Source organism: Enterocloster clostridioformis, assembly GCF_020297485.1.
GTDB lineage: Bacteria > Bacillota > Clostridia > Lachnospirales > Lachnospiraceae > Enterocloster > Enterocloster clostridioformis.
This window is the reverse complement of the sequence record NZ_JAIWZC010000001.1, coordinates 4491108-4514601: the sequence shown is the minus strand read 5'-3', so window position 1 is coordinate 4514601 and position 23494 is coordinate 4491108. Positions and strand designations below refer to the sequence as shown.

Annotated in this window: 20 protein-coding genes and 1 pseudogene; 8 read left to right on the top strand and 13 right to left on the bottom strand. The window is 46.0% G+C overall.

The features are described from left to right. Nucleotide 1: 1 nt before the first annotated feature. From LA360_RS22615 to LA360_RS22600, 4 genes are all read left to right on the top strand, one after another. Nucleotides 2-841, top strand: a complete 840-nt coding sequence (locus LA360_RS22615) for a carbohydrate ABC transporter permease (protein ID WP_065550147.1) — start codon at nt 2-4, stop codon at nt 839-841. 65 nt (nt 842-906) lie between these two features. After that, entirely contained in the window at nt 907-3129 is a 2223-nt protein-coding gene (locus LA360_RS22610; protein ID WP_112481578.1) for an alpha-galactosidase, read from the top strand. A 28-nt stretch (nt 3130-3157) separates the two neighbouring features. Continuing rightward, nucleotides 3158-4063, top strand: coding sequence for an AraC family transcriptional regulator (locus LA360_RS22605; protein ID WP_027640735.1), 906 nt, complete (start codon nt 3158-3160; stop codon nt 4061-4063). A 180-nt stretch (nt 4064-4243) separates the two neighbouring features. Beyond that, nucleotides 4244-4519 (top strand): hypothetical protein, encoded by a 276-nt coding sequence (locus tag LA360_RS22600; RefSeq protein WP_002583244.1) that lies wholly within the window; start codon nt 4244-4246, stop codon nt 4517-4519. Here LA360_RS22600 and LA360_RS22595 read toward each other — a convergent pair. The 3 genes from LA360_RS22595 to LA360_RS22585 all read right to left on the bottom strand — a co-directional run bounded on the left by LA360_RS22595 (nt 4516) and on the right by LA360_RS22585 (nt 7242). Beyond that, complete coding sequence (locus tag LA360_RS22595; protein ID WP_002583243.1) at nt 4516-4728, bottom strand: hypothetical protein; 213 nt, start codon at nt 4726-4728, stop codon at nt 4516-4518. The two genes, LA360_RS22600 and LA360_RS22595, sit on opposite strands and share 4 nt — an antisense overlap. 45 nt (nt 4729-4773) lie before the next feature. Beyond that, the gene (locus LA360_RS22590; RefSeq protein WP_173876956.1) at nt 4774-5979 is read right to left on the bottom strand and encodes an IS256 family transposase; all 1206 of its coding nucleotides are present in this window, start codon (nt 5977-5979) and stop codon (nt 4774-4776) included. A 540-nt stretch (nt 5980-6519) separates the two neighbouring features. Then, the gene (locus tag LA360_RS22585) at nt 6520-7242 is read right to left on the bottom strand and encodes an NlpC/P60 family protein (RefSeq protein ID WP_022200254.1); all 723 of its coding nucleotides are present in this window, start codon (nt 7240-7242) and stop codon (nt 6520-6522) included. A gap of 372 nt (nt 7243-7614) precedes the next feature. Between LA360_RS22585 and LA360_RS31565 the strand changes: the two genes are divergently transcribed. Next, nucleotides 7615-8718, top strand: coding sequence for an IS91 family transposase (locus LA360_RS31565; protein WP_465245341.1), 1104 nt, complete (start codon nt 7615-7617; stop codon nt 8716-8718). A gap of 55 nt (nt 8719-8773) precedes the next feature. Further along, the gene (locus LA360_RS22565; protein WP_009295925.1) at nt 8774-8959 is read left to right on the top strand and encodes a hypothetical protein; all 186 of its coding nucleotides are present in this window, start codon (nt 8774-8776) and stop codon (nt 8957-8959) included. 169 nt (nt 8960-9128) lie between these two features. Here the strand turns inward: LA360_RS22565 and ltrA (LA360_RS22560) are convergent, their stop codons facing one another. From ltrA (LA360_RS22560) to LA360_RS22535, 7 genes and pseudogenes are all read right to left on the bottom strand, one after another. Then, nucleotides 9129-10427 carry a group II intron reverse transcriptase/maturase gene (gene ltrA / locus LA360_RS22560; protein ID WP_057572962.1) on the bottom strand — a complete coding sequence of 433 codons (1299 nt, stop codon included), beginning with the start codon at nt 10425-10427 and terminating at the stop codon, nt 9129-9131. A gap of 537 nt (nt 10428-10964) precedes the next feature. After that, nucleotides 10965-11705 (bottom strand): C40 family peptidase, encoded by a 741-nt coding sequence (locus tag LA360_RS22555; protein WP_057573053.1) that lies wholly within the window; start codon nt 11703-11705, stop codon nt 10965-10967. A 164-nt stretch (nt 11706-11869) separates the two neighbouring features. Continuing rightward, nucleotides 11870-12373, bottom strand: a complete 504-nt coding sequence (locus LA360_RS22550) for an HAAS signaling domain-containing protein (RefSeq protein ID WP_027640733.1) — start codon at nt 12371-12373, stop codon at nt 11870-11872. Beyond that, complete coding sequence (locus tag LA360_RS22545) at nt 12373-14313, bottom strand: fructose-bisphosphatase class III (protein WP_022201965.1); 1941 nt, start codon at nt 14311-14313, stop codon at nt 12373-12375. Before LA360_RS22545 ends, LA360_RS22550 begins: the two co-directional genes overlap by 1 nt. Before the next feature lie 245 nt (nt 14314-14558). Further along, on the bottom strand, nt 14559-14681 hold the full coding sequence (locus LA360_RS29810; protein ID WP_263870237.1) for a hypothetical protein: 123 nt from the start codon (nt 14679-14681) through the stop codon (nt 14559-14561). A 208-nt stretch (nt 14682-14889) separates the two neighbouring features. Beyond that, on the bottom strand, nt 14890-15747 hold the full coding sequence (locus LA360_RS22540) for a hypothetical protein (protein ID WP_057573054.1): 858 nt from the start codon (nt 15745-15747) through the stop codon (nt 14890-14892). 167 nt (nt 15748-15914) lie between these two features. Continuing rightward, nucleotides 15915-17558: pseudogene (locus LA360_RS22535) on the bottom strand (IS1634 family transposase); the annotation flags it as partial. Nucleotides 17559-18117: 559 nt separating this feature from the next. Here LA360_RS22535 and LA360_RS22530 point away from each other — a divergent pair. Beyond that, nucleotides 18118-18927, top strand: coding sequence for an MBL fold metallo-hydrolase (locus tag LA360_RS22530; RefSeq protein WP_022200491.1), 810 nt, complete (start codon nt 18118-18120; stop codon nt 18925-18927). A 400-nt stretch (nt 18928-19327) separates the two neighbouring features. On the opposite strand, the gene LA360_RS22525 is transcribed toward LA360_RS22530, so the two are convergent. Both LA360_RS22525 and ltrA (LA360_RS22520) read right to left on the bottom strand, forming a co-directional pair. Next, nucleotides 19328-19954 carry an ECF transporter S component gene (locus tag LA360_RS22525; RefSeq protein WP_022200489.1) on the bottom strand — a complete coding sequence of 209 codons (627 nt, stop codon included), beginning with the start codon at nt 19952-19954 and terminating at the stop codon, nt 19328-19330. Nucleotides 19955-20073: 119 nt separating this feature from the next. After that, on the bottom strand, nt 20074-21489 hold the full coding sequence (ltrA, locus tag LA360_RS22520; protein WP_112481449.1) for a group II intron reverse transcriptase/maturase: 1416 nt from the start codon (nt 21487-21489) through the stop codon (nt 20074-20076). 221 nt (nt 21490-21710) lie between these two features. On the opposite strand from ltrA (LA360_RS22520), the gene LA360_RS22515 reads away from it, so the two are divergent. Next, entirely contained in the window at nt 21711-21935 is a 225-nt protein-coding gene (locus LA360_RS22515) for a hypothetical protein (protein WP_146774920.1), read from the top strand. A gap of 23 nt (nt 21936-21958) precedes the next feature. On the opposite strand, the gene ltrA (LA360_RS22510) is transcribed toward LA360_RS22515, so the two are convergent. Then, nucleotides 21959-23374: a group II intron reverse transcriptase/maturase gene (ltrA, locus tag LA360_RS22510; protein ID WP_166433694.1), complete on the bottom strand. Its 1416-nt coding sequence runs from the start codon at nt 23372-23374 to the stop codon at nt 21959-21961. Between the last annotated feature and the right edge of the window lie 120 nt (nt 23375-23494).

Here is a 23494-nt window from a genome sequence, read left to right as displayed (position 1 = left end):
AATGGCTAGTATGGAAACAAAAAGAAAAATATCTACAATTGTAATACACATTGTATTGGTTCTTATATCGATTACGATGATGGTCCCCTTTTTATGGATGATACTGACATCTTTTAAATCGGTCACAGAAGCCACCGCAATTAATCCTTTTGTAATTTTTCCAAAGTTATGGAGAACAGAGGCGTTCGCAGCAGTTTTGAATAATATGAACTTCCTGATGCTGTATAAAAACACATTTCTGTTAATCCTCTTCCGTGTTTTATGTGCGGTTTTGACGGCAACGATGGCAGGGTATGCATTTGCAAGGCTTCACTTTAAAGGAAGGAACTTTTGTTTCTCATTGGTATTGTTTCAGATGATGGTTCCAGTGCAAATTTTCATTATTCCGCAGTATCTGATGATTAGTAAAATGGGGATGCTGAATACCATTTTTGCATTGGTATTCCCAGGTATGGTAACAGCATTTGGAACGTTCCTTTTGCGTCAGGGATATATGGGGTTGCCAAATGATCTGGAAGAAGCGGCTAGACTGGATGGATGTAACATCGGTCAAACCTTTCTTTATATCATGGCACCGCTGACGAGATCTGGCATGGTGGCACTTGGAATTTTTACAGCAGTTTTTGCATTCAAAGACCTGATGTGGCCGATGATTGTTAATACAGACAAAGACATGTTAGTTCTTTCCTCTGCACTGGCAAAGATGCAGGGACAGTATGTAGCGAAGTTCCCGGAACTGATGGCAGCGTCTTTGATTGCATGTGTACCGATGATTATCATTTATGTGATTTTCCAGAAACAATTTATTGAAGGAATTGCTACCAGCGGTGGTAAATTATAACCGTAGACATTTTTGGCTGGCGTAACAGTGATTACGTCAGCCTTTTTTTAAACAAGGAGAGAATTATGGCGATAAAGTATCATGAAAAAACAAAAACATTTCACATTTTCAACAAAGAAGTGAGTTATATTATCCATATTATGGAGAATGGTCAACTGGAGAACCTGTACTATGGAAAGGCGGTTCGGGATAAAGAAGATTTTACTTATCTTCACGAAGAATGTATACGTTCGCATATGTCGATTTGCATACCGGAACCGGGAACGCTGTCTATGCATTACACAAAGCAGGAATATCCGGTATATGGGACAGGGGATTACAGAAGTCCCGCATTGTCGGTAAGACAAGAAAATGGAAGCAGAATTGTAAATTTCACCTATCGGTCACATGAAATCTATGGTGGCAAAAAAAACCTTACACCGTTACCGGCTGTTTATACTGAAAACGACGAGGAGGCACAGACATTAGAGATTCTGCTTCATGATTCTCTTATGGATACCGATCTGGTGCTTTCTTATACAGTATTTGCAGAGATGCCCGTTCTTACAAGAAATAGCAGGATTGTTCAGAAAGGAAATCAGAAAATCGTACTGGAACGTGCGATGAGTGCAAGTGTAGAATTTCCGGATATGGACTATGAAATGGTGCATCTTTCCGGCGCTTGGGCCAGAGAGCGTTATGTGAAAAACAGGAAGTTGGAAATGGGAATTCAGGCGGTACAGAGTCTGACCGGGACATGTAGTAGTGCAGAGCACAATCCGTTCCTTGCGCTGAAGCGGCCTCACACAACAGAAGAGCAGGGAGATGTATATGGGTTCAGTCTTGTTTACAGTGGAAATTTTCTGGCGCAAACAGAGGTTTCAACTTTTGATATAACCAGAGTTATGATGGGAATTCATCCAGAAGGATTCCACTGGGAATTGAGCGCAGGGGAAGAGTTTCAGACACCGGAAGTTGTTATGGTCTACAGCAGTCAGGGATTAAACAAGATGAGCCAGACGTATCACAAATTGTACCGGAAACGGTTGATGCGAGGGATGTGGAGAGATCAGGCGCGACCGATTCTTCTAAATAACTGGGAAGCTACCTATTTTGATTTCAATGAAGAGAAAATACTAAATATTGCGGCAAAGGCAAAAGAAGCAGGGGTAGAGCTTTTTGTTTTGGATGATGGATGGTTTGGTACCCGAAATGATGATTACAGAGGGTTAGGTGACTGGTATGTGAATCTGGAAAAACTGCCGGATGGTATCTCAGGACTCTCTCACAAAGTGGAAGAAATGGGGTTAAAATTTGGTCTTTGGGTAGAGCTTGAGATGGTAAATAAAGACAGTGACTTGTATCGGGCACATCCTGATTGGATCATAGGGGTTCCGGAGCGGTTTGAATCGCATTCCAGACATCAGCATGTATTAGATTTCTCCAGAAAGGAGGTAGTGGATTACATTTACGCGATGGTTTCCAAAATCATCCGGGAGTCTTCAATCTCTTACATCAAATGGGATATGAATCGGTATATGACAGAACCGTATAGCAGAGGATTGGATGCTTCTTCGCAAGGGGAAGTCATGCATAAATATATCCTTGGAGTGTATGATTTATATACAAGGCTTACAACAGAATTTCCGGAAATTCTCTTTGAATCCTGCGCAAGTGGAGGTGCAAGATTTGACCCGGCGATGTTGTACTTTGCTCCACAGACATGGACAAGTGATGACACAGATGGCAATGAAAGAACAAAAATTCAGTATGGAACTTCCTATGTATATCCAATTGTAAGTATGGGGACCCATGTATCCGCAGTGCCGAATCATCAGCTTTACAGAGTTACTCCGCTTTCAACAAGAGCAAATGTTGCATATTTTGGCACATTCGGGTATGAATTGGATCTCAATTTGTTAAGTGATAGAGAGATGGAGATGGTCAAAGAACAGATTGAATTCATGAAGGAGAACAGAGAATTGATTCAAATGGATGGCGATTTCTACAGATTACGCAGCCCGTTTGAGGGAAATGATACAGCATGGATGGTAGTTTCACAGGACAAAAAACAAGCGATTGCCGGATTTTATCAAAAGTTGAATAAAGTAAATGCGTCTTGGCTGCGTTTAAAGCTTCAAGGGTTGGACAAAGAAAGACTCTATGATGTACAATGTGAAGAAACCATATATCAGGCGTATGGTGATGAACTCATGTATGTCGGAATACCTTTGGACAGAGAGCGTTTAAATAAAAAAGGAGGAGATTTCGCGTCGTTGATTTATGTACTCAAGGAGGCTGAAAAATAACTTCTGTTTGTGTAAAGGAGAAGATGCATTGAATCATACAATAGAATTTACGAATTCAGCAACATATAAATGTCTCGGGGATATGCAGGAAGGTTCACTTGAACTGTGCCTGACGTACTGCGGGTGGGAATCTTGTAACCCAGCCCACAGGTTCGGTCCGAATCAAAGAGCGTCCAGTGTATTGCACGTGATTCAGAAGGGAAAGGGTACCCTGGAAATCAATAAAAAGGTATACCAATTGAAAGCTGGCGATGCATTCTTCTTGCCTCCCGGAGTGGAAGCGTGGTATGAAGCGGATTGGGAAGAACCATGGTGTTATATGTGGGTCGGATTTATCGGAATTAATGCGGAGGAATATGTCAGTAGTGCAGGTTTTAGCCTGAAAAATCCGGTTCGTAAGATTAACTGTGTAGAGAAGGTGTGGACGTACATCAGTCAGATGCTGGAAGCCCACCAATTGACCTATGCCAATGAATTAAGGCGAAATGCTTTCCTTCGACTTGTTCTCGCAGAATTGATCGGTGATTATCAGCAAACGGCAAGGGGAGCCAATACGGTTCATCATTATTCTGGTGCGCTGTATGCACAACATGCGATGGAGTATATCACCTATCACTATAATGAACGCCTAAAAATCAATGAACTGGCAGATTATATTGGTGTAAACAGAAGTTACCTTGCAAGTAGCTTCAAGAAGACGTTTGGATGTTCCCCACAGGAATTCCTGGTGAATCTGCGAATGGAAAAAGCAAAGGTGCTTTTAAAAAAACAAGATATATCCATCAGCGCAGTAGCAAATGCGGTAGGCTATACGGATCAGCTTGCGTTTTCCAAAGTATTCAAGCAGCATTTTGGAATGAGTCCGAGCACGTACAAGGATGAAAAAAACTGTTTGGTAGTTAAAACAAAAAAAGAGGAGCACAAGAATTTTTAGGAGAGTATGAAAAAAAGTCTGTAAATTGAGATCTTCTATGATAAGTTAATGAGAAAGGTAGGTGGATGTCGTGACCACCTACCTTTACTATACGGATGCTTTTGGATTCTGTCAAGATGTATTGGAAAATCCCATCAAATTATGGTACACTTCTTACAGGAAAACATCAGGAGGTGTGCCATGAAGCTAAAAACAGACGATCCCTTTGTACCTGAAGATATCAGGGCAAAGATCAATGGACTGCAGTCCCTGCTGGATCATGCAGCCGACTTATACAGTGATATCTATAGCTGGTATGACAGTGAACTGAAATCCTATGACCCGAAAGCCACCGCAGACGATGAACTGTTTGACCCTGGCACAGGGACTGTTGTGGAGGGGATCGATTACCTGTCTATCATGGAATCCCTGTCAGAGCTGCAGACAGCCAACGAATGTAAAATGCAGAGGGATTAACCTTGTGTCCCATCGGCCTGGCCTCTGGCGATGTCTTCCCGTATCAGGGCCTTGATGGCCCCTTGGACGGAAGTGTCCCTGCCATATTTGTGCTGTCTGACCCAGGCCAGGATATCTGCATCTGTCTTCATATTCAGTTTTAACTTCACCTGTACAGTATTATAGCTGTCGTACCTGTCCTGAGCATCGTATTTTGAAAATCCATACATGGAAAGCTCCTTTCCGGATAGGTGTACACCTATGCCTGTGCGCTCTTATTCCGGCAGTCTGCCTTCGTACATAATGGACAGTTCCCCATAGACCTGCCCCCAGTTGCGGATGGGCATGGTCCACTTCTTCGTCGCCTCGAACGTGGCCAGGTACAGAGCCTTTAAGAGCGCCGTGCTGCCCGGGAACACGCTCCGCTGGCGGTTGAGCTTCCGGTAGGTAGAGTTGAGGCTCTCGATCGCGTTGGTAGTATAGATCACCTTCCTGACCTCCATGGAAAACTTGAAGATGGGGGATACCACATCCCAGTTGTCATGCCAGCGTTTCATTGAGTTGGGGTACTTTGGCGTCCACTTTTCCGTCACCTTCTCCAGCGCCTCCAGCGCCTTTTCCTCGTTTGCGGCATGGTAGATGGTTTTCAGGTCCGTGGCAAATGCTTTCCGGTCCTTGTCGGAGACGTATTTCAGCGTGTTCCGTACCATATGTACGATGCAGCGCTGCTGCTCCGTCTTCGGGAATGCCGCCGTTATGGCTTCCTTAATGCCCGTGAGCCCGTCCGAGCAGAGAATGAGGATATCCTTCACACCGCGGTTCTTCAACTCGTTCAGAACGCAGAGCCAGTACTTGGAGCTTTCATTCTCCCCGATCTGTATGCTCAGGACTTCCTTTTTACCTTCCAGCGTAAGGCCGAGGATGACATAGGCGGCAAGCTTGCGGATTACCCCGTCCTCCCGCACGGAATAATGGATTGCGTCGATGTAGACCACGGGATAGACTTCCTCCAGCGGGCGGTTCTGCCAGTCTTCAATCTGCGGCAGTATCTTGTCCGTCACGTCCGAGATGAACCCTTCCGAAGCCTCAAAACCATAAATGTCCATCAAGGTATCCGAGATTTGGCGGGTTGTCATGCCTTTTGCATACATGGATATGATCTTCTGGTCAATGCCGGAAATGTCCTTCTGGCGCTTTCTTACCACCTGGGGTTCAAACGTGGACTTCCTGTCCTGGGGCACCTGGATGTCCATGCTCCCGAAGCTGCTGTTGATCCGCTTGGGCTTGTAGCCATTGCGGTAATCATCCGAATCCGACCGTTCTGACCTCCCATAGCCGAGATGCTCATCCATCTCCGCTTCCATCATCTCCTTCAGGGTGCTCCCCAGCAGGTCTTTGAGGGCTTCCTGGATATCCTCCGCAGTCTGGATGTCATACTCTTCCAGGAGCTGATGGACGATGTTCCTTTTCCCCTCCGTCATGACTACTTTGTGTACGGGCTGTTTTTCTCTTCTTGCCATAATAATAGGCCTCCTTATGATAATAGATTTTATCATAGAAGACCTAATGCTTAATAGCTATTTACAGAAAAACTTTCATACTCTCAGCGGTATGTTAGTGGATACAACTCTGTGCAGTCTGATACCGAGATTTTATGAAGTTTCTGCAGGGGCGGTCTGTCTGGATGGAGTGGACATTCGTCATATCAAATTAATTTACCGTTGCTGATGAAAAAGGTTGCTTTTTTCCATAAAATATATTATAAATAATATGAGGTAAAATGGTTTCCCTTAAACCATGACCTCATCCTTATTAATTATTTATACTCCCCTTGAGAAGTCCCCGGATAGCTCCCCTATCCGGAGACTTCTCTTTGCTGTTACTTCCTTTTAATTCTCCTTGACTTCAGCCGCAAAACGCGGGTAAACGTTCCTTTTTATGTCCTTTAATCCAGGCCCGCCGGACAGCACAAGGGCCCGCCGGATTACTCCGGCAGGCCCTGCTTATTTATATTGAAAATCCTATCCTAGCACATTCACTATCTTCACCGGATTCCTGTAATCCCAGTTGGACACTGTAATGCCTGTCCTCTCTGTTGAAGCATGAACAATCTGTCCGTTGCCAATATACATGGCTACGTGGTTGATACTTCTTCCGCTTCCGTAAAAAATCAAATCTCCGGGCCGCATCTGGTCAGCGCTGATGGCAATTCCCTGCTGGGCTTGTCCGCCGGAAGAGCGGTTCATGGATATGCCTGCTGAATTCTGCAGCACGTATCTGGTAAATCCGGAACAGTCCGTCCCTGTACGCGGGTCGCTGCCGCCGTACTTGTATCTTCCGCCTACAAACTGCATGGCGTAATTCACCACCTGCTGGCGCTTATATGTATCTGAAGACTCAACGGCATCCTGCTGTACCTCTGCCATCTCATTTTCTCCTACCTGCTCCACGGTAGCATTACCGGATACAGGCAAAAATCCTTCGGAGTCATTGACCCGAACCTTCATCCATCCGTTTCCCATATCCTCCAGAACTTCATATACATTCCCTGTCTTGGCTGTCATCAGTACTTCTTCACTGTCCTGGCTTTTGTTAATGTTGACGCTCTCCGCTGTAATAGTGGCAACGTATGTACCTGCTGTGAATCCAGGACCGATTGCAGCCAGGGAAGTAAATGGATTCATGACCATCAGCATCCCGCATACAGCTCCTGCCTTTAAAAGGCTGCCTAACATTTTTCTCATTGAAGAAACTCTCCCATCATGGTTTTATACTGAATGTAGCCGGAGATTTATTTATTACATAATTGTTACATTCATTACGAATGTATTATATCACAATTTTGTGCTACGTCAACAATTTTAGACATATTTAATACTTCCTTCATTATTTTTAACATTTTATGTAGTAATTTTGAATTAAAATGAAATCCTGCCCTTAAATGACTCCCCTGCCGGCCCGGACAGCAAGAAAGTGCCTTCGGCACCTCAACTCCCCTAGCCCCTCATTCATGAGGGGAATTAGGGCTTGTTTTTTGCGTCATTTTATTCCATAATAATCTCATGAATGTGATTCAGAAGATGCTCAGAGACTATTACGAAATCATTGAATACGATATAAAACCCAGACCTGTCGTCATGGAAAACATTGATAAGGTCATTAACTGCGGGGATCCTTCTTATGGTGGCGCCATGTATGGCTGTCCCCATTGCGGTAACCTCAAGTTCGTTCCTTTCCGCTGCCACTCCAAGTTTTGCCCCTCCTGCGGCGCTAAGTATTCCAATGACAGGTCTGCCGCTATGTCTTTTAAATTAATACAGTGTACCCATCGCCATCTCGTCTTCACCATTGACGAATCCCTCCGCCGCTTTTTCCTCGAAGACCGCACTCTGCTTAACTGCCTTTTCGAGGCTGTTTCTGATGTCATCAAAGAATATTTTTTCTCCCTGAACAAATCCAAAAACTTTGTCCCTGGGTTTATCTGTGTCCTTCATACCTTCGGTCGCCCTCTCGGTTGGAATCCACACATCCACTGTCTCCTTACCGAAGGCGGGTTTTCTGATGATGGTGTCTGGCGCAAGGTCACATATTTCAATTATTCCTACCTCCGTAAATCCTTTCAGACTGTTTTGTTAAATAAACTGGAAAAACGCATCGGTCCCTCTTTTAAAAAGATGAAAGCCGCCGTTTACCATAGGGACAGAAATGGATTCTACGTTTATGCCAAGCCCAATCTTTGCGACCCAAAATCCATTATTAAATATGTCAGCCGTTATCTTGGCCGCCCTGTCATTGCTCTTTCCAGGATTGATTCCTACGATGGGGAGATGGTGACTTTCCATTACAATAAGCATGAAGACAACTCTTTTGTAAAAAAGACTCTTCCCGCCATTGATTTCATTAAGCTGCTCATTCTGCATATACCTGAAAAAAACTTCAAGATGACCCGGTACTATGGGCTTTATGCCAGACACCGGGAGATTGACAATCAGCTCCATAAAGCAGTCCCAAAATCCAAACACAGGATTCTCCTCGATTTCAACACCTGGCGTAAGCTTTTCCTTCTTACCATGGGGTACGACCCCCTGCAATGCCCAAACTGCAGACATGAAATGGTCTTTCTAGAGCTGTACCATAAACATGAACGGGTTCCTCTGGATGAATTATACAAAAGGACAAGGATAAGGCATGGCCTTTATCCCCGGTCCCGCTCTGCTTGACTTTCTCTCCCATCTGCTTCATACTACATTTATTACAGATGGGAGGCAGTTGCAAATGAATCAAAGATATGTGGATGAACTCAGACAAAAATACATCAAAAATCCTCCAGAAGGAATGACACCCAAACTGGTCAGAAATATGACCGATTCTGATTTATTGGATATGCATTACTTTTTAACTGAAGATGACGACCTCGACGATGATGGATGGGAAGAAGGGTTCTATATCGACCTGTTCTAAATCACCGTCTGTTTTCTATACCCTCCTTTGGCAGAATCATTAGTTTACATAACTTTATTTCAGCAAGGACTTTGGTAAGTAGGTAAGCCCCTTACAGGGCTTACCCCTCTCAGAACCGGACATGCAGCTTTCCCGCATCCGGCTCCCTGCAAAGCTAATACATCTACAGTTATCCGTATATACTGACATAAATACGTGGCCGCACAAGCGGGAACTGTCTCATTAGTTCCTTATATCCTTCCTTCGTATAGCTCCTTCTCTGACTTCTTCTGTTCAGCCAGTAGAATAACCTAAACCATACCACATTATTGAATGAGTTCAGGCTTCTTGAATTGTCAGTAATTCCGTAATAATGATAATAACCAGTCAGTACTTCATTTAGTTTCTTTACTATCCTGTTTATCTCCAGAAACCTCATGTCTCTTATCATGGCGTTTATTTCCCTGCTTTTCTTTGCAAGCTTTTTCTTACTGGTTTTCCTCTTTACTCTGAACTTTCCCGTCCTGCCATGCGAACAGTAATGCGTGAATCCCAGGAATGTGAACGTCTCCGGCCTCCCTTTTCCCCGGTCTTTCCGGTTACTTTCTGCGAATCGGCCAAATTCAATCAACCTTGTCTTGCTTTCCTCCAATTCTAGTCCAAAGTACTTCATTCTGCGCTTTAAGTGTTCATAAAATATTTCTGCATCTGATTTATATTGGAAGCATCCCACAAAATCATCCGCATAGACTACCAGCCCCGCATATCCTCTCATCACTGGCTGTACTTTCTCCCTGAACCACCATATCAGCACATAGTGCATATATATATTGGCTATGACCGGGGAGCAGTCCGAGCCTTGGCCTGCCCCTTCTTCTGTCTCCTCATATCTGAAATCTCTCATGATTCCCGCTTTCAGCATCCGTCTTACCAGTCTGATAATGGTCGGGTCTTTTATCCGCGATTCTATGAACTTTACTATCCATTCATGGTCTAAATGGTCGAAAAACCCTTTAATGTCTGCGTCCAGCACCCAATTCGTCTTTTCCCTTTCCAGCATCCCATTCAGTCTCCTTAATGCCATGTGGCAGTTCCTTCCTGGGCGGAATCCCATCATTTCTTCGTAGAAATGGGGCTCGAACACTGCTTCCAGTATTCGCCTTAGCGCTTCCTGTACTAACTTATCCTCATAGCAGGATATACTGAGCGGGCGGGTCTTTCCATTTTCTTTTGGTATTTCCACCCGTTTTGCCGGTTTGGGCTTGTATGCCTTCTTCTTCATTTTCCTGATTAATTCATCTAAGTTTTCTTCCAAATTTACTTCGTAGTCCTCTTTGGTAATTCCATCAATTCCTACCGCTTTCTTTCCATCCATCTCCTTGTGGCATTCTTTCAGTAACTCTTTATTAATCAGATGCCCTATGGACGTAAATACCATTTCCGGATGTTCGCTTGACAACTGTGATATTCTCGCCAATTTCGTTTCCATAATTTCTCCTGTCTCTGCGTACAGATTATGTTTCCTCTTTGATATGACTTTGCATGGCTGACCTGCGAGGACAGGTCTCTCTCGACTTCCACCGCTTTTTTTTGCTGTGTACTATTCGGCCATCCGACTTCTGCCGGCCATTTACGGTTCTCCTTTCTACCGTTGTTCCGTATACCGGGCTTACGCAACCTGCCCGGAGCCTGGCAGACCTCCCCAGTTGACTTAAAATCCTTGATTACATGACCAGCCTTAAAACCCCGGGGAAGCAGCTGCATTCTCGCTCTTAACGACTACAGCTGTGTTGCTTTCAGTGTATAGGAGCACTTCTGCCTTCCCAATTTCATTTTAATATCGAAGCTATATACGGCTATGCCCTGCAATCCCGCTGTCTACGCTTAGCAGGCAACATCGCTGCTGTCCACCCAAGACTCGCTTGATGCGGTATAGCTTGTACCTTACACCGTGGGACTCTCACCCACTAAATTTCAAGCCCTTAGCTGGGCGCACCCTATAATACAAGAAAAAAAGCCCGCTGTCTCAGGACAGCAGGCTTACAATCTTAACTGGCTTTCTGTAATCATATGGGGAGGTCTTGATTCCTGTCTTTTCTGTGGATGCATGCACCACTTCCCCATCGCCTATGTACAGGGCCACATGATTGATGCCCCCGCCCCCGGCGTAAAACAGCAGATCTCCCGGCTGCATCTGGTCCTCTGTTACGACCTTGCCGTATGAGGACTGTCCGGTGGATGAATGGGGGAGATTTATGGAAGCTGCCTTGCCCAGCACATATCTGGTAAAGCCGGAGCAGTCCACACCCTTATTGGGGTCCACACCGCCGTACTGGTAACGGCCACCCACAAACTGAAGGGCATATTCCACTACCTGACGGCGCATCTTGGCATCCTCATCCACGGTTTCATGGGCTTTTTCCACCACTGTGGCATTGCCGGAGGTCTTTATGTATCCTTCCCTTCCGCCGGTTCGGATCCTGACCCAGCCCTGTTGCGTTCTTCCCAGCACTTCATAGGTCTGGCCCCTCATGACCTGGCCCTGTCTGGCCGAATCTTGGCTGGCACTTCTGTGTACGTCCACGGAGGGCGCCTCTATCTTCACCACATAGGAGGACCGGGTCCGAATCTCTGCCTTCTTTACGGCTGCCTGGCTGTCCATGGGGCTCATCACCCACAGCCCTGCACACAGGCACATAAGCCCTGATATCTTTATGATTCCTTTCCCTAATCCCCTTATGTTCACGCTGATTCTCCTAACTTCCATCTATTTTCCTGAAAATGTAAATATTACACAAATATTACGTTTATTGAAATCAGTATATTATTTATTCACATTTTTGTCAAGAAAAAGGAGCTGTTTTTTAACAGCTCCTGCCATATGCACCCTGCCATATGCTTCTGCCATATCAGCGTAATGTCAGCTCCTGATTATCTTCTGGGTCCCCTGAACATCCACACGGCCAGCATAACCAGCAGCACCGGCCATATATAGGACAGAATCCAGCCAGCTAGTCCCATGATGCCAAAGAACACGGTCATCACCAGGAATATGACCAGGAATACTACCAGCCCGGCAATGAGTCTGACATACCACTTGCTGAAGTCCACATAATGGACCTCCGGTTTTCTTCCCCTGAACGGTTCCCGTTCTTCCTGGCTGCTTCCTGCTGCCCCTGTCCGGTAGGCGGACTCTGATTCAAAGGAATCAAACCCATCCGGCCTGTCCTCGGTGTCAAGGGCAGCATCCACTATGGTCCTGGCAATGATTCTTGGGCCGCCCAGACTCTCTATGACCTCATCCTCTGTCTGGCCCTTGGCAGCCTCCTCCATAATATAGGAGTCATAATACCGCAAATTCTCCTGTATGACGGAATAAGGTACCCGTCCTTCCAGCTCACTTTTTAGTCCCTGCAAAAATTCTGTCCTGCTCATTACTCAACCCTTTCCTTAATCGTTCCCTCTCTGTAAGCAGCTACCAGCTCCTTCAAATCGGCTATCTGTCCTTTTAATTCTTTTCCTTTATCCGTATCAGCCACCATCACCCTGCTCTTTACCTTTTCCACCACGGATACCCTGGGCGTACTCTCTTTCTTTGGGTCAAAGGGCCTGTGCTCCGCCAGGGCCAGGTGATGTGAATTATAAATCAGGGTATACCCCGCAATGCCCGTGGTGCTCTGGTATGCCTTGGACAGACCGCCGTCAATGATGAACAGCTTGCCGCCCGCCTTCATGGGCTTCTCGCCATCCTTAAGCTTAACAGGCACATGGCCGTTGATGATGTGGGATCCCTCCACGGGAAGCCTGAATTCCTCCAGCAGACGGTTGCAGAATTCTTCCTTCAGGCTCAACTGGTAGTAGGGGTTCATCACTTCCTTATGGGTGGATTTGTCCTCCACAAAGTAATGTTCAAAGGTAGTCATCTTATCCTTGCCGAACACAGGGGATTTTGCCCCGCACCACAGATACCACATCATATCCATGGCCTGCTCCTTTCCGGGCGTCCCCTCGGGCATGAAATAGGCATTCTGAACCTGCTGGTTAAAGAAGTCCATCAGCTCCTTCCCGCCATAGGATACCCCGTTCATGGTGATGGTATCAAAAGAACCGTCCTTTTTCATGGGAATACAGCCATGGTAAAGGAGGTTGGAATTATAACATTTATAAATTGCCCCATGAGAGTACAGGAACCTTATATGCTTGTGCAGCAGTTCCCCATGTTTAAAGGACGCCTGCAGGGTGCGCAGAAGCTCCTTCTCCCCGCGGCTGAGCTCCAGGGGATTCTTTGGGTCCACGGTGGGGAAATTCATGTCCAGCATGGGAAATGTCTTACCGTCAATGACCACGGTCCCCTTCTCAAAGTCAACGTTGGACAGCAGGACCCTGTTATCCATCTCATACTCCGGATGGCGCTTAATCATGGCGCCCTCCACCTTAAACTGAATCACGGCAATGGCCTTGTGCATCTTGGCCGCCAGGCCAGGGTCCACCGCATCGTAAATGTTCTCGTCCAGAATCTTGGGCATGAACCGCGCGCAGGGGTCTTCCTGGTATACCTTGGCCGCAAACATGGAGAGCGGCCTCAGATTGATGCCGTAACCGTCCTCCAGCACATCGAAGCTGTTGTAGCTGATGGCAATGCGCAGCACATTGCAGATACAGGCCAGATTCCCTGTGGCCGCTCCCATCCACGAGATGTCATGATTCCCCCACTGTATGTCCACATCGTGGAAGCACATGAGCTCATTCATGATAATGTCCGCCCTGGGGCCCCTGTCATAGATGTCTCCTATGATGTGCAGGTTGTCAATGGTCAGGTTCTGAATCAGATGGCACAGGGCAATGATGAACTTGTCCGCCGTGTCATTTTCAATGATGGAGTGTATGATTTCATTATAGTACAGTTTCTTGTTATCGTCGTTGTAGTCCACATGAAGCAGTTCGTCAATGATGTAGGCAAATTCCTTGGGCATCTTCTTGCGCACCTTGGAACGGGTGTACTTGGAGGACACCTCCTTGCAGCTCTGTACCAGGCGGTAGATGGTGATTTTCTGCCAGTCCTCGGTGTAGTGCCCCTGCTTCATCATACGGGCCAGACTCCGCTCCGGATAATAAATCAGGTTGGCCAGCTGTACCTGCTCCTCCTCCGGAATCAGGTGGCCGAAGGTCTCCCTGATTTTCTCCCTGGTGATACCGGATGAAGACCGCAGCAGGTGTATGAATGCCTCATATTCCCCGTGCAAATCGCTGAAAAAATATTCTGTTCCCTTCGGAAGGCTGCAAATTGCTGTCAGATTGACAATTTCGCTGGTAGCTTCCTTAACTGTGGGGTATTCTTTTGCCAGGAGCTTAAGATATGCCAAATCCCTCATCATCATATTCCCCCAATCCCAATTGCATTTTATTTAAAGTTATAGTAACATAAATTTTTCCAATTTACAAACAATTTAAGAAAGCCGTAAGCCTTATAAATTCAATATTTAGTACCTTGTGAGAATATGCAAGAATCGCTCAATTAGTAACAAATTAGTAACAAAAATTATATCCCGTTTGAGGCCGATTGACAATGACTAATATATCAGATAAGGGAGCGCCCATTTTAGGCACTCCCCAGCATTTTTTACAAAGGTATTCCTTTTAATCCGATTATTAAATAGTAGACCCGCTCTATAACCGCATCGCTGTCCATCCACTCAATAATCTGAGCCTTCATCTGTTCTTTGCTTAATACTTTACATGCCATAACATATCAAACCTCCTTGAAATCGGGTGGCCTACGTGATATATTAAGCTTGTGATATCACTATGAGTCACCGTTTATGAGTGTGGAGCAGCCATCGCCGACCAAAGTTCTGGCTGCTCTATTTTCGTGCCCTGATGTCTTCCGGATTTCATCTGTCTGTAGTATAGCATAACCCCCAAATCTAATCAAACCCCTGGAAATTACCTTCTTAATATTTAAAATAGCAATTTTCCCAATAGTTATGTTCTGGCAGATAAAATTTCTGTATATCACTGTAATTGATCTGTGCTTCAAAATGATCGCTTCCTGTTGCATGTATCGAAGGCATACTTAGCACAATGCCATCGGGTTTTAAAAAACATATTACATTGCCTGGTATGGTAAACGGATCTACCGTTTGATATTCAGGACTCTGTAATTGTAACATATTATGAAATAGTTCTTTATCATAAGAAGTTATCGGATTTTCTGGGAAGAATGCCTTTTCAAAAAAAACTTTCTTAAAATCTTCATTTGTAGTATACAAATCGTTTAAAGTTAATTCCTTCATTGACTGTAAATCTACATTGATAGAAGTTAAATTGGTTGTTTTATCCGGGCTGTTGTCAACAGACGATTCCCCCCAGAAAATGATACTTACAATTTTACTGTTTTTTAGAGTAACAGCCGATTTGTACTCTGCTGTTAGTGCAGCATCAGGCGAAAACAGGGCAGTATCAATCTGTCCAACTTCCTGCACTTTTCTATGTATAATTGAATTTAGTTCTTCTGCCTTAGAATCAAGAAATACCGGATATGTAATGCTTACAGAACTGCTAGCGCTGTGCGCTTGTGCATAAACCAGCATAAAATTATCGAGAATCCCTACCGATTCACTGGCTGTAGGTTCTGTATCGTTCTCATCCTCATTTGTTTCTTGACTTTGCTGCATAGGGGCAGTTTGTGAAATTTCTTGTGTTGTTCTCTCTCCTGAACTATACGCTTGGGTGGAATCTGAGCATCCGGTTACTCCCAACACACATAATGCAGAAAAGGTCATGATATTTTTAAAAAGTTTCTTCTTCAAAGTGATGTTTACCTCCAAGTTTTTTTATATTATAGAACAACAAATACTTTTATACCAGTGACAAAACTATACTCCTGTCTTTGACAGTTATACGAAGAAAAAATTGCTGTATCCATTGTATTTACTGGGCTACAGCGATTTCTTTCGTTGTCACGAAGTATAGTAATTTATTCTTTCCCTTTACTTTTTTTCTGAATGGTCCTCATTTTACTTTTGGTTATGAATTGATAATCCGTTCGGAAGCCACAGACCTCATGAAGATCATCCGTGATCGCTTCCCGTTTATACAGTGGGATAAATCCCTGCTCCTGTATCTCCACAAAATTCATTGCTTTTAGAGTGTCGAGCAGTTCTTCGCAGGTATATTTTGAACCCAGTTTTTTCTCAAGAAAACGGTAGAGGACCAACGCAAGAAAGCAGATCAGCAAATGCGCCTTGATCCGGTTTTCTTCCTGTAAATATACAGGTCTGGCAGAAAAATCTGTTTTCATGATACGGAAACATTCTTCAATCTGCCATCTGCCTTCGCTTACTTTTAAGATATCACCGACCTCATCATCCAAAAGATCTGTGCATACTGCATAGAATCCGTCATACTGCGCCTCCTCAGAGATCTTATCCTCATCCAGATACTGTCTGATATCCGCAGCTTCCCCTTCTTTTGTAACTGCCATTTTTCCGATGAAGCGGGCCGGGTCATTGGGGTTCCTGCGGTTCTTTTTGGCTTTCCCTGAATCTAGCATTTTCTGTACCCGTTCTACCTGCTTGTCACGGATAGACTTCTGATAAAGCGCATATTTTGGGGAATAGGTGATGAGCAGACGCTGATGCAGTCTTTTTGTGGTATACGGCTCATCCTTGTAGTAAAGTCCTTTGTCATCTTCCGGCAGTTTTGTGATGTCGACGGGAGTGTCATCTGCTACCCGTTTAAACCCGTGGGGATTTAGCGCCCATCCCTTTTCTTCCTTCTTCAGCTTCTTGATAGACTGGGTGACGATATAAGCCCGTTCTCCCATATGGTTGTACTCCCGGATGGATTCGGAACCCAGGCCGGCATCACTGCAGTAAATGAATTTCTGGCATCCAAAATCTCCAAGGACTTTCTTTTCCAGTGGTTTCAGTGATGTCTGCTCATTCGCGTTTCCCGGAAAGAGCGAGAAAGCAAGGGGGATCCCATCCCCGTCCATGAACAGTCCCATTTGAATGATGGGGTTTGGTCTGTGTTCTTTACTTTTTCCATATTTTTTACAGCCATCTTCCTGCTCGATCTCGAAGTAATAATTCGAGCAGTCATAATAAAGGATCTTATCATTTCTCTGACCAAGGAAATGGCTGTTTTTATAGACTTCCGCCTGAATAAGATCACATTCCGCGCCGAGAACATCCAATGCTCGGTACACATCATGGAGCTTGTAGGAAGGTTTCTCTAAAAATTCCGATGAAGCTTTATAGGAAGAATGCTTACTGCAGGGTTCCAGGATCCTTGTGTAGATCAGGTCGGAAAGGATCGCGTTGATATCATATTTGAATTTATATTTTTGTTTTAATTTCCGACAGACTTTATTCATCTGCAGCTGATAATAAACAGATTGAAGGAAAAGATAACCGCCACGGTAAAAGCTCTGTTTATCATGATCTAACTGCCTGTCCGCATGGAAAGGGATCAATACTGTTTTTGTCTCTTTTTCTTTTTTGTATTTTTCGGTTTCTATTTTCACTTCGTTTTTTGCCCATGCGATCACGTCATCTCTTGTCGGTCCGTGTTCGACCAGAAGATGCTCCAATGTTCCTAACTTGCGAACAATAGTTGAAGAAGTACTACCGTCTATCAAACTCCCGAGCTGAAAAATGCAATGGCTAAAATATCATGAGCATCTTGACATTTCTCTTAAAATGGCATAAGATAAAGATAACCAAAAAAGCGATGATTGTCCACTGGACAAAGCGAAAGCCCCGGAGGTGCTGGCTCCGAGGCTTTCTTTCTAGGCTGTGCTGTCTATTTATTTCTGTCCAGCCATTTGCATATGTAGTAACCAGCTACAGATGCCGCAACAGAAATTAAAAAAGCGATGATTATATCCACTGAATCACCTCCCTTCTGCTGGAAGGCTTCGACAGCTATTTCATGATAACACACTTTTCAAGTTTCTTCTACACGATACTGAAATCCACGGACTAAAATTTCATAACTTTTTATTCAATATAATACTGAATTAGTAACAAATTAGTAACAAGAAATACCTGCAAATATTGTAAAATCAAATACTTGCAGGTATTATAAAGTTATAGTAACATATTCTTAATGAAATGAAAAGTTTTTCCAACTGAACAAAGGTTTAAGATTATCTAAATTTTTTCTAAGGAGAAGAGATGCCAATGGAGGAATTATACGTATTTGGAACAGGAAACGCCCAGGCCACCCGCTGTTATAACACCTGTTTTGCCATAAAGGACGGAGATGAATATTTCATGGTGGATGCAGGAGGCGGAAACGGCATCCTGCGCATCCTGGAGGATATGGATGTGGACCTGTGCCATATCCACAGCATATTCGTCACCCATGAGCACACAGATCACATCCTGGGCATTGTGTGGATGGCGCGCATGGTGGCTGCCGCCATGAAAAAGGGAAAATATAAAGGTGAGCTGCAGATTTACTGCCACCAGGGGCTGGTGGATACCATCTCCACCATCTGCCGCCTGACCATTCAGGGCAAGTTCTATAAGATGATTGGAAGCCGCATTTTCCTGGTGCCGGTGGAGGACGGCGAAACAGTCCATATCCTGGACCATGATGTCACCTTCTTTGACATCCTGTCCACCAAGGCCAGGCAGTTCGGATTTACCACCATCCTGAAAAACGGACGCCGGTTCACCTGCGCTGGCGACGAGCCGTACAATGCAGAGTGCCGCCCTTATGTGGAAGGCAGTGACTGGCTGCTCCACGAGGCCTTCTGCCTGTACCGCGACCGCGAGATTTTCGAGCCCTACGAAAAACACCACAGCACGGTAAAAGAGGCCTGTGAGCTGGCGGAGGACCTCTCCATCCCCAATCTTGTACTGTGGCATACGGAGGACAAACACCTGGCGGAGCGCAAAGCCCTTTATACAGCCGAGGGCAGGGAATACTACCGCGGCAACCTGCTGGTGCCGGATGACGGGGAAATCATCCCGCTGTAAAGGAGCTGCATACGCGGGATTACAGAGTCATGTCATGAGAAGCGAAAACACCACGTTTTTATTTTTCCGTGGTGTTTTTTTGCTTAATATCCGCAAGAATAGTCGAGAATTCCTTTTTCCAATTCTGTATAATCATAAATACCGGAGGTGACGCAGATGAAAGAACAGATAGAAGCAGTCCAGAGTATGCAGAATTATATAGAGAGCCGCTGGCAGGAGTCCATTACTCTGGCCGTTTTATCGGAGGTCTCCCATTTTTCTCCCTGGTATTCTACCAGGCCATACAGATGGTTCAGACAGCCATGGACCGTTACGACCTGTCGGTAATCGGTCCGGCCCCTGACCCTGAAAATCCCAGGATTCAGCCGGAACCCACCCATCCTGCGCCGGCTGCCAATCCTTAAGAAGTTTTAACGGCCCGCCTTTCTGAATCCGAATGGATAATAACGCTGACCCTCTTATAGACCAGGGCGGTGAGCAGGCTTACAATGACGCCCTTCAATATGTTGAAGGGGCCTACGGCCAGGATTACAAAAGTCCACACATTGCTGATGGCCGGGTTAATGGCCGCGCCTGCCGCAATGATGGTGTCCAGAGGCATGAAATGGGAATAGAACGGAAGCATAACAACCGCATTGAGTATCACAGCCACGATTGTCATGATCACGGTTCCTGCCGCCATTCCTATGACAGCTCCCTTTTTTGTTTTGTTAAGCCTGTATATAAAGCCTGCGGGCAGCACCAGGGAACATCCAACGCAGAAATTGGCAAACTCTCCCACAAATCCCGTGCTGGTAGGCTTCAGTATCAGCTTCACCAGGATTTTCACCAGCTCCATGACAACGCCTGCCACAGGCCCCAGGGCAAAGGTACCCACAAGTACCGGAACCTCGCTGATATCCATGCCGTAAAATGACGGCGCGATAAAGGGAAGGGGCACCTCAAAAATCATGAGCACTGCCGCCAGGGCGCCAAACATGGCCATGACGGTTACATTCCTAACACTGAGTAAATGATTCTGTTTCATTTTCCTGTCCTCCTCGTTATGAGTACTTATTATGTGTCCTTCGGAATGCGCACATCGGATAGGGGAGATTTTAACCTCCCCTTCCACACCACGTAGCGTACCGTTCGGTACTACGCGGTTCAATAGTTTACTCGGACTTTCAGATAGTGGGCAGTCATATCGGGATAACCAAGTCTGTCCACTATGATTCTTTTGGTGAGTGCCGAGTTGAGCATTCCCGCCGCTCTCCACACTCCCTTTCGGCAGTTCGCCATCTCATGCACCTTCCACTCTGGTAAATGTAACGCCCGCAACATTTTATATCTTGTGCGTACCTTCTTCCATTGTTTCCAGTACACCGCTCGGATTCTGTGGCGCAGCCACTCATCCGTCTGTTCCATCAGGCTTTTCATGTCTGCATATCGATAATAGTTAATCCATCCCCTTGCATAGCTTCGGCGTTTTTCTTCCCTCTCCTGATTGCTCCATTTGTTCCCTCTGGTTGTCAGCTCCCGTATCCGGTTCTTCATTTTTGCCACCGACTTCGGGTGTATCCTCATGCGGCATTTCCCTTTATGCCGGTAAAAGCCGTAGCCCAGGTATTTTATCTTGCTGACGTGGCTCACTGTCGTTTTCTGAAGATTGACTTTCAGAAACACTTTTCCTGTGATGAATGGCACAATGTTTTCCATCGTCCTCTCTGCGCTTTTCCTGCTTTTGCACAGAATCAGGCAGTCATCCGCATACCTCACATACTTGTGTCCCCTGCGCTCCAGTTCCTTGTCCAACTCATTCAGCATGACATTTCCACATAAGGGACTTAGCGGGCCTCCCTGCGGCACGCCCTCGGTCGTTGCGTGAAATCCTCCGTCCTCCATTACTCCGGCTTTCAGGTACTTGTGTATCAGCGAGATTACCCTCCCGTCCTTCACCGTCCTCGACAGCACCTCTATCAGCTTGCTGTGGTTCACCGTGTCAAAGTAGGATTGTAAATCCATGCTGACCACGTAGACATATCCTTCGTTGATATATTTCCTACATCTTTCCAGTGCGTCATGCGCCCCTCTGCCGGGACGGAATCCGATGCTGTTGTCAGAGAACTGTTCTTCATATAAGGGCGTCAGTTCCTGTGCGATAGCCTGTTGGATTACCCTGTCTACCACTGTGGGTATCCCCAGTTTCCTTGTTTTTCCTTTCTCCTCTTTGGGTATTTCTACCCTTCGGACTGGGTTTGGCTTGTATTTGCCTTCCCTCACCTGCTCGACCAATTCGGACTGGTGTTCTCTCAGGCAGGGTAGAAGTTCATCCACCTGCATTCCGTCAATCCCACCAACGCCTTTGTTCGTTTTGACCTTCTTATAGGCGGCATTTAGATTGTCGCTTCTAAGAATCGTATCTAGCAGGTTGTCCGTCCGAAAGTCCGTGTTGGTGTCGGGGTTCCCGGTAATCCTTTCATGGGCGTACTCTCCTGTTTCCCTTCCCTGTTCCGCAGGTATCTCTCGCAGGTAGTCCTCAATATGAAGTTGTCTGTACTTAATTCCATGTCCGGTTTCCATTTGGTAACGACACCTCCTACTGTTCAGTCCTTCCCGGTGCGTTTGCGACCGCCCGGTACTATGACCTCTGCTGACTTCTCACGGCAAGCTTTACTCCGTGACAGCGAATGTTTTATCGCCACTTTCACGTCCGTGAGACCTCCCCGGGTACTCACACGTTCTTTCCCACTTATACCTGCCCCGTTTACTGCTGGCGTTCCGTGCAGTTATTGGACTTTAGTTTGTTAGGCAACCTCATCCACGCTTCACAGCCTATCCGGACAACTTTTACAGGCCAGTGGTTTGCCTCCGGCTTCCTTCAGACCCCACCTCACGATGACGCCCTTGCCATTGGCTGCACCCTTCCCACTGCCGGGCGGGTCAGGGACTTTCACCCGTTAGAACGTGCGCCCGCCGGGCGCACATCGGATAGGGGAGATTTTAACCTCCCCTTCCACACCACGTAGCGTACCGTTCGGTACTACGCGGTTCAATAGTTTACTCGGACTTTCAGATAGTGGGCAGTCATATCGGGATAACCAAGTCTGTCCACTATGATTCTTTTGGTGAGTGCCGAGTTGAGCATTCCCGCCGCTCTCCACACTCCCTTTCGGCAGTTCGCCATCTCATGCACCTTCCACTCTGGTAAATGTAACGCCCGCAACATTTTATATCTTGTGCGTACCTTCTTCCATTGTTTCCAGTACACCGCTCGGATTCTGTGGCGCAGCCACTCATCCGTCTGTTCCATCAGGCTTTTCATGTCTGCATATCGATAATAGTTAATCCATCCCCTTGCATAGCTTCGGCGTTTTTCTTCCCTCTCCTGATTGCTCCATTTGTTCCCTCTGGTTGTCAGCTCCCGTATCCGGTTCTTCATTTTTGCCACCGACTTCGGGTGTATCCTCATGCGGCATTTCCCTTTATGCCGGTAAAAGCCGTAGCCCAGGTATTTTATCTTGCTGACGTGGCTCACTGTCGTTTTCTGAAGATTGACTTTCAGAAACACTTTTCCTGTGATGAATGGCACAATGTTTTCCATTGTCCTCTCTGCGCTTTTCCTGCTTTTGCACAGAATCAGGCAGTCATCCGCATACCTCACATACTTGTGTCCCCTGCGCTCCAGTTCCTTGTCCAACTCATTCAGCATGACATTTCCACATAAGGGACTTAGCGGGCCTCCCTGCGGCACGCCCTCGGTCGTTGCGTGAAATCCTCCGTCCTCCATTACTCCGGCTTTCAGGTACTTGTGTATCAGCGAGATTACCCTCCCGTCCTTCACCGTCCTCGACAGCACCTCTATCAGCTTGCTGTGGTTCACCGTGTCAAAGTAGGATTGTAAATCCATGCTGACCACGTAGACATATCCTTCGTTGATATATTTCCTACATCTTTCCAGTGCGTCATGCGCCCCTCTGCCGGGACGGAATCCGATGCTGTTGTCAGAGAACTGTTCTTCATATAAGGGCGTCAGTTCCTGTGCGATTGCCTGTTGGATTACCCTGTCTACCACTGTGGGTATCCCCAGTTTCCTTGTTTTTCCTTTCTCCTCTTTGGGTATTTCTACCCTTCGGACTGGGTTTGGCTTGTATTTGCCTTCCCTCACCTGCTCGACCAATTCGGACTGGTGTTCTCTCAGGTAGGGTAGAAGTTCATCCACCTGCATTCCGTCAATCCCACCAACGCCTTTGTTCGTTTTGACCTTCTTATAGGCGGCATTTAGATTGTCGCTTCTAAGAATCGTATCTAGCAGGTTGTCCGTCCGAAAGTCCGTGTTGGTGTCGGGGTTCCCGGTAATCCTTTCATGGGCGTACTCTCCTGTTTCCCTTCCCTGTTCCGCAGGTATCTCTCGCAGGTAGTCCTCAATATGAAGTTGTCTGTACTTAATTCCATGTCCGGTTTCCATTTGGTAACGACACCTCCTACTGTTCAGTCCTTCCCGGTGCGTTTGCGACCGCCCGGTACTATGACCTCTGCTGACTTCTCACGGCAAGCTTTACTCCGTGACAGCGAATGTTTTATCGCC